15 protein-coding genes, 1 other RNA gene and 1 pseudogene are annotated in these 15,755 nt (G+C 35.6%); 9 read left to right on the plus strand and 8 right to left on the minus strand.

Translation table 11 applies throughout. The features are described 5' to 3' along the window. Positions 1-50: 50 nt before the first annotated feature. On the minus strand, positions 51-1,664 hold the full coding sequence (locus tag GQ45_RS04190) for an aminopeptidase P family protein (protein ID WP_047415372.1): 1,614 nt from the start codon (positions 1,662-1,664) through the stop codon (positions 51-53). A gap of 281 nt (positions 1,665-1,945) precedes the next feature. Between GQ45_RS04190 and gcvT the strand changes: the two genes are divergently transcribed. The 4 genes from gcvT to GQ45_RS04210 all read left to right on the plus strand — a co-directional run bounded on the left by gcvT (position 1,946) and on the right by GQ45_RS04210 (position 5,028). Further along, a complete protein-coding gene (gene gcvT, locus GQ45_RS04195) occupies positions 1,946-3,031 on the plus strand; it encodes a glycine cleavage system aminomethyltransferase GcvT (RefSeq protein ID WP_047415374.1) in 1,086 nt (361 codons plus the stop codon). A gap of 64 nt (positions 3,032-3,095) precedes the next feature. Next, a complete protein-coding gene (locus tag GQ45_RS04200) occupies positions 3,096-3,917 on the plus strand; it encodes a sugar nucleotide-binding protein (protein ID WP_047415376.1) in 822 nt (273 codons plus the stop codon). Between the two features lie 47 nt (positions 3,918-3,964). Then, the gene (locus tag GQ45_RS04205) at positions 3,965-4,255 is read left to right on the plus strand and encodes a 4a-hydroxytetrahydrobiopterin dehydratase (RefSeq protein WP_047415378.1); all 291 of its coding nucleotides are present in this window, start codon (positions 3,965-3,967) and stop codon (positions 4,253-4,255) included. A 62-nt stretch (positions 4,256-4,317) separates the two neighbouring features. Next, entirely contained in the window at positions 4,318-5,028 is a 711-nt protein-coding gene (locus GQ45_RS04210; RefSeq protein ID WP_047415380.1) for a YebC/PmpR family DNA-binding transcriptional regulator, read from the plus strand. Between the two features lie 67 nt (positions 5,029-5,095). Here the strand turns inward: GQ45_RS04210 and GQ45_RS04215 are convergent, their stop codons facing one another. The 6 genes from GQ45_RS04215 to GQ45_RS04240 form a co-directional block, all read right to left on the minus strand. Continuing rightward, positions 5,096-5,608: a 1-acyl-sn-glycerol-3-phosphate acyltransferase gene (locus GQ45_RS04215; RefSeq protein ID WP_369798269.1), complete on the minus strand. Its 513-nt coding sequence runs from the start codon at positions 5,606-5,608 to the stop codon at positions 5,096-5,098. Between the two features lie 177 nt (positions 5,609-5,785). Next, positions 5,786-6,862, minus strand: coding sequence for an iron-containing alcohol dehydrogenase family protein (locus tag GQ45_RS04220; RefSeq protein WP_047415384.1), 1,077 nt, complete (start codon positions 6,860-6,862; stop codon positions 5,786-5,788). Positions 6,863-6,864: 2 nt separating this feature from the next. Next, entirely contained in the window at positions 6,865-7,566 is a 702-nt protein-coding gene (locus tag GQ45_RS04225; RefSeq protein ID WP_047415385.1) for an HAD family hydrolase, read from the minus strand. Next, on the minus strand, positions 7,557-8,285 hold the full coding sequence (kdsB, locus tag GQ45_RS04230) for a 3-deoxy-manno-octulosonate cytidylyltransferase (protein ID WP_047415387.1): 729 nt from the start codon (positions 8,283-8,285) through the stop codon (positions 7,557-7,559). Before kdsB ends, GQ45_RS04225 begins: the two co-directional genes overlap by 10 nt. Before the next feature lie 18 nt (positions 8,286-8,303). Further along, positions 8,304-8,876, minus strand: a complete 573-nt coding sequence (locus GQ45_RS04235; protein ID WP_047415389.1) for a DUF4126 domain-containing protein — start codon at positions 8,874-8,876, stop codon at positions 8,304-8,306. 35 nt (positions 8,877-8,911) lie between these two features. After that, positions 8,912-10,345, minus strand: a complete 1,434-nt coding sequence (locus tag GQ45_RS04240; RefSeq protein WP_047415390.1) for an ATP-dependent RecD-like DNA helicase — start codon at positions 10,343-10,345, stop codon at positions 8,912-8,914. 104 nt (positions 10,346-10,449) lie between these two features. On the opposite strand from GQ45_RS04240, the gene GQ45_RS04245 reads away from it, so the two are divergent. The 4 genes from GQ45_RS04245 to GQ45_RS04260 are packed head-to-tail and all read left to right on the plus strand — an operon-like array spanning position 10,450 to position 13,105. Continuing rightward, positions 10,450-11,100 carry a hypothetical protein gene (locus GQ45_RS04245; RefSeq protein WP_047415392.1) on the plus strand — a complete coding sequence of 217 codons (651 nt, stop codon included), beginning with the start codon at positions 10,450-10,452 and terminating at the stop codon, positions 11,098-11,100. Further along, the gene (locus GQ45_RS04250) at positions 11,078-11,911 is read left to right on the plus strand and encodes a DUF3822 family protein (RefSeq protein WP_047415394.1); all 834 of its coding nucleotides are present in this window, start codon (positions 11,078-11,080) and stop codon (positions 11,909-11,911) included. Before GQ45_RS04245 ends, GQ45_RS04250 begins: the two co-directional genes overlap by 23 nt. Then, positions 11,911-12,450, plus strand: coding sequence for an RsmD family RNA methyltransferase (locus GQ45_RS04255; protein ID WP_047415396.1), 540 nt, complete (start codon positions 11,911-11,913; stop codon positions 12,448-12,450). The genes GQ45_RS04250 and GQ45_RS04255 overlap by 1 nt, the downstream gene beginning before the upstream one ends. Positions 12,451-12,508: 58 nt before the next feature. Next, entirely contained in the window at positions 12,509-13,105 is a 597-nt protein-coding gene (locus GQ45_RS04260) for a hypothetical protein (RefSeq protein ID WP_047415398.1), read from the plus strand. A 137-nt stretch (positions 13,106-13,242) separates the two neighbouring features. Here GQ45_RS04260 and rnpB read toward each other — a convergent pair. Then, positions 13,243-13,626, minus strand: an RNA gene (gene rnpB / locus GQ45_RS17700) — RNase P RNA component class A. 216 nt (positions 13,627-13,842) lie between these two features. Here rnpB and GQ45_RS18205 point away from each other — a divergent pair. Further along, positions 13,843-15,683 (plus strand): annotated as a pseudogene (locus GQ45_RS18205) (DNA polymerase III subunit gamma/tau). Positions 15,684-15,755: the final 72 nt, after the last annotated feature.

Genomic DNA, 15,755 nt, shown 5'->3' on the forward strand with positions numbered 1-15,755 from the left:
TACACCTAAGATTTTAGAAACACCAGCTCCTAGAAGTTTAAAATTAAATGCTAATCTAATTTAGGCAATTTAAAAGCATCTAACGGACTAGATTTCAGCATCATGGCCTCTATAGAGGCTATCGTTCTAGGGGCCATAGCCGACAAATTAACTGGACCTTCATCAGTAATGAGAATATCGTCCTCTATTCTCACGGCAATTCCCCACCATTTTTTATCACAATCACTACCTTCAGGGATATAAATACCTGGCTCGACAGTGATGATCGTATTGGGTTTGAAAGGACCGAAAGTTCCCTTGTCATGTACATCTAAACCCAAATAATGCGAAGTACCATGCGGAAAATACGTTCTTGCCTGTGAAATTTCAGAAATAATTCCTAGTTTGATAAGGCCTGCCGCCACCACTTCTGAAGCGGCTCTACCCGGCGCTTGAAACGGAGCTCCAACCCTACTCGCCTCTATCCCTGCTTCTTGTGCCTCATAAACAATGTTGTAAATGGCTTTTTGCTCTGGTGTAAAAGTGCCATTGGCAGGAATAGTTCTTGTGACATCAGCCGTATACCCATGATACTCAGCACCTAAATCCATTAAAACCAAATCATTCCCTACCGTCGTTTTAGTATTCTCAATATAATGAAGAATACATCCATTATTTCCGCCACCAACGATAGAAGGATACCCCTCATATTCAGCACCATACTTTTTATACACATATTCATGAACGCCTTGAATCTCTGATTCTGACATGTTTGGATGCATAGCTTTCATCATTTCTATTTGCCCAACCGCTGAAATTTCGATGGCTTTTTTTAATAATCTTAATTCATCTTTAGTTTTGGTTTCTCTCAAAGAGCTCATAATTTCACCCAACATAAAAGAATTTAGATTGCTAGTTTGTAATTCAAGAGAAATTTTATCTTTAAACTCTTTTCTTAAGTTATCATCCTTAGCGTTCATATATCCAGACAAAAGTGGGTCCTTTTGTAAATCTTCATATCGGTTTAAATAACGCCCTAAGGTTTGCGCAACATTAGCGCTATTTTCTACTTCAGTAGCTTTAATGGTCGTGTACAGCTGTTGTTTTCGTTCATCATAATTTTCAGGATAATAGGCTTTTTTCTTAAATGCCTTTATTAAGTCATATAAATCAGCATTTTCTGAACCATCTCGGTAATCATTTTCAAAATTGTAAAAAAGCAGAGTATCAAACGATTTGAAGTCTATTGGAGCGCTTACAAATTCCTCAGCATTAAAAGCCATTTTAAACCCAAGTTTATCTTTTACGCCTTCAACACCTAGTCTTTTACCATTCCATTGCTCTGATCTAGCATCTCTTTTTTGAACGAAAATTTGTTCATTGTAGGTATTTCCATTTTCGTCGATCTGATCATCACTATACAGAACCAAAACAGAATTTGGCTCTTTATAGCCTGTAAGATAGTAAAAGTCGGGATCTTGATGATAGATATAATCTACATCATTGGCACGATTTCGTTCTGCATTTGCAAAGAGAACAGTGACACTATTTTCTGGCATTAAAGCTCGGACTTTTTCGCGCCTATCTTTGTGAAAATCTGAAGGCAAATAATCTGTTGGAAGATCTTGAGCATAACCCATTAAGCCGATTAAAATAGCTAAAAAGATAACAATGTTTAGTTTCATAACTAATTGATTAAATGTTGATTAAAGACCTTTTGCGAAAAATTAACCATAAAATTGGTTTCAAGATATTGCTTTTTCCTCAAATTTACGGCAATAATTTTATGGAAGAAAAAAGAAAAACAATAAAAATCAAGGATGCAGCATCGGTTTATTTTCAATAAATTTGCATTCTAAATAAAAACACTATAGCATAGAATAAGCCAAAGCATTGAAGTTGATTCTAGCTAAAATGTGTCAAGGCGAATTACATAGGACTTAAAAAAACCAATAAATAACAACAGATGAAAAATACGGCATTAACAAAAGTACATGAAAAATTAGGGGCCAAATTAGTGCCATTTGCTGGGTTTAATATGCCAGTTTCATACGAAGGAGTGAACATTGAGCATGAAACAGTACGCAATGCTGTTGGTGTTTTTGATGTTTCACACATGGGTGAATTTTTAATTAGTGGGCCCAAAGCTTTAGATTTAATTCAAAAAGTAAGTTCTAACGATGCCTCAAAGTTAGAAATTGGCAAAGCACAGTACAGTTGTTTACCTAATGAAATTGGCGGTATTGTTGATGATTTAATTATTTATAAGATTAAAGAAGAACAGTATTTATTGGTCGTTAATGCCTCGAATATTGAAAAAGATTGGAATCATATTTCACACTATAATGACAGTATCAAGGCAGAGATGCGCAATCTTTCCGAAGACTATGCGCTTTTAGCCATACAAGGGCCAAAAGCTATTGAAGCCATGCAATCTTTAACTTCAGTGGATTTGTCAGCGATTAAATTTTATACGTTTAAAATTGCTGATTTTGCAGGAATTGATCACGTGATAATTTCTGCAACTGGCTACACTGGTTCTGGCGGATTTGAAATTTATTGTAAAAATGATCAAGTAGCACACATCTGGGCTAAGGTTTTTGAAGCTGGTGCAGCATTCGGAATCAAACCTATTGGCCTGGCAGCTAGAGATACTTTACGTTTAGAAATGGGCTATTGCTTGTATGGCAATGATATTAACGACAGCACCTCACCGCTTGAAGCTGGATTGGGATGGGTTACAAAATTTAATAAAGATTTCGTGAATAGCGAAAATCTTGAAAAAGAAAAAGAAGCAGGTTCTAAAAGAAAATTAATTGCTTTTGAATTAGATGAAAGAGGAATTCCACGACATGATTATGAAATTGTAGATGAACATGGAAGCTCCATTGGTATCGTTACTTCAGGAACGATGTCGCCATCATTAGGGAAAGGTATTGGTTTGGGCTACGTAACTACCGATAAATCTTCATTGGGGAGTAAAATTTACATTCAAATTAGAAAAAATGCGATTCCAGCAACCATAGTTAAACCTCCTTTTTATAAAAAATAAGTCCACTAAATAAACCAACCTAAGACCGAGAAAAAAGTAATTTTAATAAGGTACACCTTTAGTAGTGGAGAAAAAAAAGATACTTATTTTAGGGGCTAGTGGTTTTATTGGTAATGCCATCTATAAAGAGTTGTGCAACTACTTTAATACCTATGGCACCTATTGTAATGCGCGCAGAACCTTTGAAAGTAATCAGCAATTTTATTACTATAATTTAGAGGAAGATGATATTTTTGAATTATTAAATAAAGTAAAACCAGACGTAATAATTTCAGCCCTTAGAGGCAATTTTGCAGCACAAATCATCGCCCATGAACATCTTGTGGCCTATGTTTTGCAAAACGTCTGTAAGCTCTATTTTATTTCTTCTGCCAATGTCTTTGATGCTTATAGCAAATACCCATCGTATGAAACGGACAAAACCTTGTCTGAAAGTATTTATGGTCGCTTAAAAATAAAGATTGAGAATATGCTTTTGCGAATGCCCAAAGAAAAAATGGCGATTTTGAGAGTTCCCATGGTTTTTGGAAACGGTTCGCCACGCGTAAAAGAAATGAAAGCTACCATTGCCAACAATGAACCTGTTGAAGTGTTTCCTAATTTAGTAATGAACGTAACACACGATAGTAAACTTACCCAACAGATTCATTTTTTAGTAAGTAAAAATAAAACGGGTATTTTTCATTTAGGTAGTAATGACCTTGTGCATCACGAAGAATTTATTCAAGAAATTCTAAAGCGTGTAGGTAATTTTAATGCCTTATTTAAAAGGGTGTACACGACCAATGAGGAACGTTATTTAGCCGTTTTACCTAAAGAAAATTTACTGCCCAAAAACTATCAGACCACCTATGAAGAAATTATTAATGATCATGTAATTGGGTAAGTAAGGATAAATGTTTATATTAAAAAAAAGATATAAAAATTAAAAGAATGCAAAAATTAAATCTAGTAGAAATTGAGAAAAAATTAGAACAACTTGAGGGTTGGGAATTTATTGATGGTGCCTTAGAAACCTCTTTTGAATTTGAAAATTTCAAGGAGGCCTTTTCTGTGATGACGCGCATTGCTTTTGAATGTGAAGCACAAGGACATCATCCAGATTGGTCTAACGTGTACAATTCTTTACACATTCGCCTAAACACGCACGATGCTGAAGGGGTTACCGAAAAAGATTTTAAGCTGGCCAAGACTATAGAAAGTATTATTGATAGTGAACAATAACACTTGCCTAAAAACTAAAAAATAGTAAATTTGTTGCACGAATAACATAATCGAATTTTAAAATGGGAAGAGCTTTTGAGTTTAGAAAGGCGCGTAAAATGAAACGTTGGTCAGCCATGTCAAAGGCCTTTACACGTATCGGGAAAGATATTGTAATGGCCGTAAAAGATGGCGGTCCAGACCCAGATACTAATTCTAGACTACGAGCAGTCATCCAAAATGCTAAGGCAGTAAACATGCCTAAAGACAATGTGGAGCGTGCTATTAAACGTGCTAGCGATAAAAGCTTAGGTGATTTTAAAGAAGTACTTTTTGAGGGCTATGCCCCACACGGAATTGCCGTGCTGGTAGAAACGGCTACTGATAATAACACAAGAACGGTGGCAAATGTGCGTAGTTATTTTAACAAATGTAACGGTAGTTTAGGCACTTCGGGTTCGGTAGAATTTATGTTCGACCATACCTGTAATTTTAGAGTTCCGGCCGAAGGTTTAGATCCTGAGGAGTTAGAATTAGAAATGATTGATTTTGGAGCCGAGGAGGTTTTTGCAGATGATGATGGAATTTTAATATACGGAGCGTTCGAAAGTTTTGGTGCTATTCAGAAAGAGTTAGAGTCAAGAGATTTAGAAATTTTATCATCTGGATTTGAGCGTATCCCGCAAGTTACCAAAGCGCTTACCGAAGAAGAAGCTGCTGATGTTGAGAAATTATTAGAAAAATTAGAAGAAGATGATGATGTACAAAACGTATATCATTCGATGCAGGAGTAACTAAAAAAGCCCCCTAACCCCCAAAGGGGGAATAAAAATTTTTTTTATTTACAGCGCTACTACTATTTCAATCCATCACAAAACTCTTTGCCGGAATTCGGCCTATTACTCCCTTAAAGAAAGTTTTGTAAATTTTAAAATCTGCTTCTTTATCGTTAGTAGTTACATAAGGTTTTGATATTTTCACTTGCTTATGTCCAAAATCAAACGCCACCATAACCACGGGAACTTGAGCAGTTTTTGCTATATAATAGAACCCCGTTTTCCATTCCGTTACTTTTTTTCGGGTTCCTTCGGGAGATAAGGCCAATCTGAACACTTTTTTTGTTTTGAAAATATCTGCTATTGCGGCGACAGTATCGCTTTTCTTATCCCGAATGATGGGGGCACCTCCTACCCATTTTAAATACCAACCTATTGGTGGTTTAAATAAGCTAGCTTTTCCAATAAAATTAATTTCCTTATTCCATACTTTTCGCACCAATAAACCCAGAAAAAAGTCGGCGTAACTCGTATGGGGTACAACAATAATAACGCATTTAGCAATATCTGGAAAATCGCCAACGAGCTTCCATTTCATGATTCTAAAATATATGAATTTAGCAATAGCTTGGATCATAGGATAAAAGGTTTCAGGTTTGAATTGTTTAAGGTTTAAAGTTTAAAATCGTTGTTCTTTAATGACGGTTAGGTTTTTAAAATTGAATAGATAAGCGAACTACGTTCAGCACTAAATTAAAATTGAACTTGAATTTTTTTAAATCTTCTTAAACAAGGCCAACAATCGTTCTCTTGTCATGATTGTTTTCCAATCTTTGCCCAAAGCATTTTCCCATAAGGGCACAAGACCAAAAGAAACGTTGAGCATACTATTAAATTGCTCTTCGCTAAGGTGGGCACAAACTCCTTTTGGTAAAGTAATTTGGTGTTTTTCTTGCATCTTTTTGAATAGTTTAACACCTTCTGGATAAAATTCCTCTAAATGTTGAAATACCAAACAGTTGCCAATGCCGTGTTTTATGCCTAAAACATAAGACAAACCGTAACTCATGGCGTGGGCAACTCCTACTTGTGAATAGGCAATACTCATACCCCCATGCCAAGAGGCCATCATTAATTTATCTCTTGAATCCTCCGCCTTTATGTCTTCTAGATACACCTCTTTACATAAGTCTAAAGCTTTTTCCCCGTAACTCTGACTAAAGGCATTTAAATACGTACCGGTAAGCGATTCTATACAGTGAATATAGCAGTCCATTCCCGTATAAAACCATTGGTCTTTTGGAACGCCCTGCGTTAAATTAGGGTCTAAAACCACTTGATCAAAAGGGGTATAGTCCGAATTGATGCCTAATTTTTTCTCAGGCCCCATCAACACGGTAGTCCTTGAAACCTCTGCCCCAGTGCCACTAATAGTCGGGATACCCACATGGTAAATAGCAGGTTTTTTTACTAAATCCCAACCCTGGTATGCTTCAGCACTGCCTTCGTTGGTGAGCATAATAGCCACTGCCTTTGCCACATCTAACAAAGTACCGCCACCAATACCAATAATTCCTGAAGGTAATTCAGAGTAACTATCCTTTATTTTTTTTACTAATACATCAATCTGATTCGTTTTAGGCTCTTCCTCAGATGAAATAAAAATAATTTGATCATTAAATAACAAGGGAATTTGCTGACTCAAAGTTTGCCCTTCGAATACGGCATCCACAAAAAATATAAAAGGAGCATCAGAGTTTTTGCGTTTCGGCATGAGTATTTCACCCAATTGGTGAAAACTACCATTACCAAAAACCACTCTGGGCACCATTGGAAAATTCCTATACTGCATGCTTACAAAAATTTTAAAAGTTCTTTTAATCCATTTATAGTTTGATACGTTTTTCCATTGGTATCATTTTCATGTACCTCTTCGTGCTGCCATGTAGTATGAAAAGGCACATGAATGGCTTTTGCCCCGATATTTACTAAGGGCAAAACGTCTGATTTTAGGGAGTTCCCAACCATTAAAAATTCATCGAAAGGCACTTCTAAATGTGCCAATAAATTTTGATAATTAAGTTCTTTTTTATCACTCAACACTTCTACGTGATGAAAATAGTGCAACAAATTAGAACGTTCTAATTTGCGTTCTTGATCTAATAAATCTCCTTTGGTAAGGACTATTAATCGGTACTTTTTAGAGAGGGCTTCTAATACCTGTTGCACATCAGGTAGTAATTCTACGGGATGTGAAATCATCTCTTTACCGATTTCTAGAATTTTTGCTATTGTTTTTTGAGGTACTTTATTGTTCGACAAATCTAAAGCCGATTCGATCATCGAAAGCATAAAGCCTTTAATGCCGTATCCGTAAAGTTTTAAGTTTTCAATTTCTACTTTAAAAAGTTCTTGATCTATCTTATTTTTGGTTTCATAGCCCTCTAGTAAGCTTGCAAATTTTTCTTCGGCTTCTCTAAAATAGGTTTCATTCACCCAAAGGGTATCATCAGCATCAAAACCAATAACTTTTATACGCTTGTAATCTATTTCCATGCCTTTATCGCTCTTTCTAAGTCCTCAGGGGTGTCTATTTCAATTCCCGAAACTGTAGTTTCGACCATTTTTAATTTTTTACCATACTCTAAATAACGAATGGCTTCAATTTTTTCTGTTGCTTCTAATGGCAACATGGGCCAACGCTTAAAATCCATCAAAGCTCTTTTTCTGAAGGCGTAAATACCCTTATGCTTGTAGTAAGTGCTATGTACATCTTTAGCTCTTGGGTAAGGAATAAGTGATCTTGAAAAATAGAGGGCTACATTATTTTTGTCTACAATGACTTTTACCGTATTCGGATTATTGATCTCATCCCAATCGGTTATTTTCACCATTAAGGAGGCCAAATCTATTTCTTGATTTGGGTCTTCATCAAACACTTGCAAAACACTGGCTAAACTTTCCTTTTCGGTAAAGGGTTCATCTCCTTGAACATTCACAATAATATCAACATCCATGTGCTCCACTGCCTCTGCAATTCGGTCGCTACCACATTCGTGCGTTTCTTTACTCATGATAGCCTTACCACCAGCTTCAACAATTAAATCATAAATTTGAGCACTATCGGTGACAACGAATACCTCGTCAAATAAATTGGTTTGTACTGTCGCCTCGTAGGTTCTTAGAATTACGGGTTTTCCTGCCAAGTCTTGCATAAGTTTGGCGGGGAAACGCGAAGCCGCTAATCGCGCGGGGATCATTGCTATTTTCTTCATTTGAATACATGATATTTTTTATAGTTTCGTTTTTCTTGGGCGCAATTTTCTATAGATCCAGAAAATTACAGTTAAAATTATAATCACCAAAATGATGGCGAAAACGGGTGCAAATAAAGACGCTGTAGTGACCACAATGGCCGTACCTGTTTCTACTGTTGCCACTATTGGGTTGGCTAGACCTCCTGTTGTAGCCGTCGAAGCTAATCTACTTGTCGCAGATGCCCCTTTAATAGCAGTAGCTGTACCGCCACCAGCAATAATGGCCAAAGACCAGGTTACCAAAGGATCTAAATTTGCCACGGTTGATACCATAACTGCTGTTCCTGCAATTGCCGCTAATGGCACCGAAACGCCATCGAGTAGGTTATCAAACCAAGGAATAAAGTAGGCGAAAATTTCTAGTAGGGTCGCTACCCCAAAAGTGATTACTGCTGCCAAACTACCGATCCATTGCCAACTATGGTTTAGCTCCCATAGGTTAAAATACGACGCCAAACTAAGGGCAAATAAGGGTAAAAAAACGCGAAAACCCACTGAAGCTGCTAATCCAATACCTAAAAAAATGCTTAAAATAGTCTCCGTGGTCATGCTCAACTTTAATTTTGATAGTACTTAATGCTTACTTACTCCAGAAAAAAATCTTTCTTAAAACCAATCAAATATAACTTATTTTTAGCTCTTGTTACCGCTGTATACAACCAGCGCATATTTTCTTTATCCAATCCGTTAGGCATGTAGGGTTGTTCTACAAAAACGGTATCCCACTGACCCCCTTGTGATTTATGACAGGTAATGGCATAAGAGAACTTCACTTGTAGGGCATTGAAAAAAGGATTGTTTTTTACAGCCATAAATTTTTTATATTTTGAGGTTTCATTCTCGTAATCTTTCATGACCTCTTGATATAATCTGTTGCCGTCTTCATAAGGTAACGAAGGCGCTTCTGCAGTAATGGTATCTAAAAGCAGCACTGTTTCGAAAGCCTCTTGCTTTGGATAGTCGACCATTTTTACTTTGACTTCGGCGAATTTAAACGTATATATTTCTTTGATACTAAAAATTTCAAGCACTTCAATAATATCGCCATTGGCAATAAAACCAGCTTCGGAGTTTGGTTTCAGCCAGAAATAATTATTTTTAACCACCATCATATAATCCCCTACCGAAATATCATTTTCTAAGTTTAGGATCCGTTTTCGAATATTTTCATTGTACAGGTTCGCTCTTTTATTGGAGCGCACAATAAAAGCGGTTTCTTCTTTCCCGTTAACGGAATACGATTCTTCTATAGCTTCTAAAATTTCATTCCCTTCGATCAAGCGAACGATGTCTTTAAAAGGTGCCACGTCGAATTTAAAATCATCATAAAATTCTCCTTGCAGTTGCTCCCTTAAATTAGTGGCATTGTATAAAATTCCTGAGTCTTGGGCTTGCCGCACTACTTCATCTAATTCTAACAATTTTACCTCTTTATTATAATTCAAACTCAATCTTCCTTCATCTAAAGCGGGGCTCAACTCTAACTTAACGGGTGGTAACTGCGCTGTATCGCCTATTAATATGAGTTTACACCCATGACCCGCGTATACAAACTGAATTAAATCATCAAGAAGGGATCCGTTTTCAAATAGTTTAGAATCAGCTGGTGTATCTGGAATCATAGAGGCTTCATCTACAATAAATAAGGTGTTTCTATGTTTGTTTGGCGCCAAAACAAAGTGTACGCCGCCTCCACTCTGCTTTTTAGGAAAATAAATTTTCCTGTGTATGGTAAAAGCTTGTGTATTTGCGTAATTCGACATCACTTTTGCTGCCCTACCTGTGGGTGCCATCAATACAGTTTTCATCGTGGTATGCCATAAATTGGCAACGATAGTACCAATTATGGTTGTTTTCCCTGTACCTGCAAAGCCCTTCAATAAAAAAATAGTATCCTTTTCTTTGGTTAAAATATAGTTCGATAATTCCTCCAAAGCCCTGTTTTGTCGGTGGGTGGGTTCATGAGGAAATTTCTCTTTTAATAGGACATTAAATGTTTCTGGAGTTAAAGCTTTCATATACCCTCAAAGATAATGATGATTTTTAAGCACAAATACTTTTGTGATTAAAAAAAAATTGTAGATTTGTGTCAACCACATTAATTAAATAACACGAAAAAAAAATGAAGATCGTTTTACAAATTATACTTTGGATAGCATGTTTTGGTTTCGCATACCTAATTTACAATTCCGTAAATGCACCCCTTGAATTTGCCAATGTGAAACAAGAACGTTTCCAGAAAGTTATCAATAGCTTAAAGGACATTAGAAATTCGCAAGAGGCGTATAAATTATCGAAAGGAAGTTATGCCAAAGATTTTAATTCTTTGATTAATTTTGTAGAAACTGGTAAATATGTAATTACACAGCAAAGAGATACTTCGTATACTGAGTTTGATAAAAACTTTGGTATCGATATGCTTGTTGAGAAAAAAATAATTGACACCTTAGACTTCGTATCTGTAAAAGACTCTTTATTTAAAAACGACGATCGTTACAAAAACATGATGAATGTTCCTTTTGCTCAAAACAATGAAACATTTACTATGGATGCAGGTTTTATTGAAAAAAGTGGGTTTAAAGCTGCTGTTTTCGTAGCTAAGGTACCAAAAGAAGTAGTCTTATACGACCAACCCAAAGACTTAGTGTCTCGTGAAAAAACCTATGTAAATGTTGAAGAGGTAAATGGTGCTGATATACGAGTTGGTTCTATGGAAGAAGTGAGCACCAACGGAAATTGGCCAATGATATATGACAAAAAGAAACGAAACTAATATTCAAAACAACTCTGATTTGAGTTATACAAAATTGTCCATTCAGATTAGTTTGAATGGACTTTCTTTTTGTGTCCTAGACGCAATTAGCAATACCATTATAAAGCAAGAGAGTTATAGCTTTTCAGAGGAATTAATTCCTTTTCAGGTTTTAAAAAACTTAAAAGAACTCCTAGAAAAAAACGAAGTAACGAAAATGTCATTTTCTGACATTACCATCATACATCGCAATACCTTGTTTAGTTTAGTTCCCAAAGCCTTATTTAACGAAAAAGAATTAGCCAACTATCTTAAATTCAATACTAAAATATTGGCGAACGACCATATTTCTTTTGACGAGATTGCTAATTACGATATTGTCAATGTGTATGTACCCTTTGTAAATATTAACAACTACATCTATGAACTTTTTGGTGAGTTTGAATACCAACACAATGGCACGGTCCTAATTCAAAGTTTACTGACTAATTTTGATGGTGGAAAGGAGCCAGTTTGTTATGTTCATATCCTTGAAAACCAAATAGATATCACAGTTATAGAAAACAAAAAATTAGTGCTGTACAATAGCTTTACATACACTACCAAAGAAGATTTTATTTATTATATCCTTTTCGTTATTGAACAATTAAAATTAGATTCAGAGAGCCTAAGTTTAAAACTTTTTGGAGCCATTGAAGAGGGCGATAGCCTTTATAATTTATGCCATACCTATGTTCGCAATGTGGCTGTTTTTATCCCATCAAATCTTTCTTCTATGACTGGAATACATGACCACAAGAGCATAGATTTTACAACATTAAGTGCACTCTAATGAGAATTATATCTGGAATACATAAAGGAAGAAGAATTACAGCTCCAAAAAAATTACCTGTACGGCCCACTACCGATATGGCGAAAGAAGGCCTATTCAATATCTTAAACAATAGCTATTATTTTGCAGATATAAAAGTTTTAGACTTGTTTTCAGGCACCGGTAACGTGGCTTATGAATTTGGTTCTAGAGGTTGTACTAGCATAACTTGTGTAGACGAGGATCAAGGCTGTATTAACTTTATTATGAAAACCACGGAAACTTTAGCATTACCTATCACAGCCATAAAGAGTGATGTTTTTAGCTTTCTTCAAAAAACAAAGCAAGCGTCTGATATTGTATTCGCAGACCCACCCTATGATTTGACCGTAGAGGATTTTAGTCAAATACCTGTACTCGTATTTGAACATAGTTTGCTCTTAGAGAACGGTCTTTTGATTATAGAGCATTCGAAACATACCGATTTATCTATGTTACCCCATTTTACAAAGCAAAGAAAATACGGTGGGAGTGTTTTTAGTTTTTTTGAAGCTACCTAAGGCCAAAAAACTATAGTAACTTTTGGCGATATGCTTATCAAGCAAAACAAACCTAATTATGAATAATCTGAGCTTTCCTATTAAATTTGTATTCCATATTTCAACATTTTCAAATGATTTTACCGCGACTGATGCTACTGGAAAAACAATAGCATTTGTAAAACAAAAGTTGTTTAAGCTGAAAGAAGATGTTTCTGTTTTTCAAGATGAAAGTAAAAGCAAGTTGCTTTTTAAAATTAATGCAGATAAATGGATTGACTTCTCAACGGCTTACGAGTTTACCAACTCAGATGGTATAGTTCTTGGAAAAATAGCACGAAAAGGTTGGGCGTCGATTTGGAAAGCGAAGTATGAGTTAATAGATCAACATCAAAAACTGCAGTACCATATTCGAGAAGAAAATGCCTGGGTAAAGGTAATGGATGGTGTTTTAGGTCAGATTCCCGTTTTAAATTTTTTCACAGGCTATGTCTTCAATCCCTCGTACCTAATTACCAATTTGGATCATAAAAAGGTAGCCCGCTTAAAGAAGGAAGCCTCTTTTTTTGGTCGAAAATTTGAAGTCACAAAATTAAACGACATGGACCAGGATGATGAACAGCGCATTATCTTAGGCTTTATGATGATGATTTTGTTAGAAAGAAGAAGAGGGTAAAAAAACAGTCAACAGTGAACCATTGAAAAAAATGAAGGAAGCCTCATTCTGGAATACCTCAATGAATTATTTGCTTCATCATAAATTCAATCCCCTATTTTAAGCACGTACTGCGTACTTTTTAAAATCTTGTTGTATAAAAAAGCAGGTCATAAGCCGGATTCTGTTCGTTTTGAATAAACTCCAAAACTACCTTATCATTTATCTCGACTTTTAATTACTTAAAAGCTCTAACCGCCTACCCTTCAACACGAGCGTGCAGCCCTTAAAGCTGATTTACATGACGTTTCACCGTATAGAGTTTACCTGGTTTCACTACAGCATTACCTGTACTTTCTTTCTGTTGCACTTGTCCTACTCTAAAACTAGCTTAGAGCGACGGGCATTACCCGCTATACTGCACTATGGTGTCCGGACTTTCCTCCTTGTCCCGAACTTAATTCGGGGGCTGTTCCTGTATTCGAAAATACCAAATAGCTGCTGAAACGAGTCCAGCACACGGCGATAAGGTGACCTGCTTTTGCAAAGGTAAATAAAAAAATTTGTGAATGAACAAGAACGAAAAAACTAGTTTACACGGATACAAAGGAGAGCCATCCTTCAAAACGTTCTTATCGCCAATTGTTGATAAATAAATACCTTATCTACATTATCTACACCATATAATACTTAGCTATTTTTATCTTTGTAACAAGTTTTACTCAGTCTCAATTTAATTAAGTAAAAAGCAGCAATCATTGGAACCTTTTGTAGTATCTGCACGTAAATACAGACCTCAGACATTTAAAGATGTTGTTGGGCAAGAAGCCATAACAAACACGCTATTAAATGCTATTGAGAACAATCATTTAGCGCAAGCTTTATTGTTTTGTGGTCCTAGGGGTGTTGGTAAAACCACCTGTGCACGAATATTAGCAAAAAAAATTAACGAGGACGGCAGCCATCAGCAAAAAGATGAAGATTTTGCTTTTAATATTTTTGAGCTAGATGCCGCTTCTAACAATTCTGTTGATGATATTCGAAACTTAACCGATCAAGTTAGGATTCCTCCTCAAGTAGGCAAATACAAGGTATATATTATTGATGAGGTTCATATGCTATCTCAATCTGCTTTTAATGCCTTTTTAAAAACCCTAGAAGAGCCTCCTAAACACGCTATTTTTATTTTGGCGACTACAGAAAAGCACAAAATTATCCCTACTATTTTATCACGTTGTCAAATCTTTGATTTTAAACGTATTACCGTAAAAGATGCTGCTCAATATTTAAAATATATCGCGGACAACCAAGAAATTGAGGCCGATGATGATGCCTTACATATTATTGCTCAAAAAGCGGATGGAGCCATGCGCGATGCGCTTTCTATTTTTGACAGAGTTGTTAGTTTTTCAGGGAAAAAATTAACGCGAAAAGCAGTGACTGAAAATTTAAACGTATTAGATTATGACACGTATTTTTCAGCAACTGATTTTATTCTAGAACACGACATTCCATCCTTGTTAGTTTTATTTAACGATGCACTTGCAAAAGGTTTTGACGGTCACCATTTTATTGCAGGATTAGCTGCTCATTTTAGAGATTTAATGGTTTGTCAACATCCAACGACTATTGCCCTTTTAGAAGTTGGTGAAGAAGCTAAAAAGCAATACCTAGAACAATCAAAAAAGACTTCGAGTTCTTTTTTATTACAAGCTATAGACCTTGCCAATGACTGTGATATAAAATTTAAAACCAGTAAAAATCAGCGGCTTTTAGTTGAACTTACGCTCATGAAATTATCCTCTATCAATTTTGATGGAGAAAAAAAAAATCTGAATTCCTAAATAAGGTATCGCATTATATCATACCGGCTGCGACTTTTAAAAATAGACTGGTATCAAAAAACAGTGCTTCTAATGCTGAACAAGTACTAAGCAGTAAAGAGCTCCCTAACCTAGTCGAAGAAAAATTAGATGCCATTTTATCTCCGGAAGTTAAGACAGATCCTGACACAATAATTTCTACTACAGCAACAGCGCAAAAAATCATCCCTGTACTAAAAAACGACGCTGAAGTAACTGACCCCATAGCAAAGCCTGAAGACAAACCTTCTAAATTAAATATTAATAGCCCTCAAAATCGGGTCTCTGGGTTGTCCTTATCTAGTTTAAAGTTAAAAAAAGAGCATCAACTCAATAAAAAAGAAGCTATTGTTGATGAAAGTAAACTACCAAGATCAAAATTTGCAGAAGAGGATATGCAAAAACATTGGGCCGATTTTGTAAAAATAATTGATGCTGATGGTAGAAAAATATTGGCGTCAAACTTAAACACCGATATTCCAAAATTAAGAGATCAAACTACTATTTGGATAGAACTGCCGAATAGTACCATGAAGAAAGAAATTGAACGAGAACAGTTCGATTTAATGGAATATTTAAGAGCAAAATTAGACAATCACTTTATAAAAATAAAAATTACAGTAAACGAAACTACCGCTAAAAAGTTCGCTTTTACCCCCGAAGAAAAATATGAAAAGCTTAGAGAAAAAAATCCTGCTTTAGATATTTTGAGACGAGAGTTTGATTTAGATCTTTAATTTAATTGAAAATTATACGTTGAAAATGGAAAACGGTCAAGGCTAATCAGAGAAGTTCAATCCCTATTTCAA

Origin of the sequence: Cellulophaga sp. Hel_I_12, assembly GCF_000799565.1 — a bacterium.
Taxonomy (GTDB): Bacteria; Bacteroidota; Bacteroidia; order Flavobacteriales; family Flavobacteriaceae; genus Cellulophaga.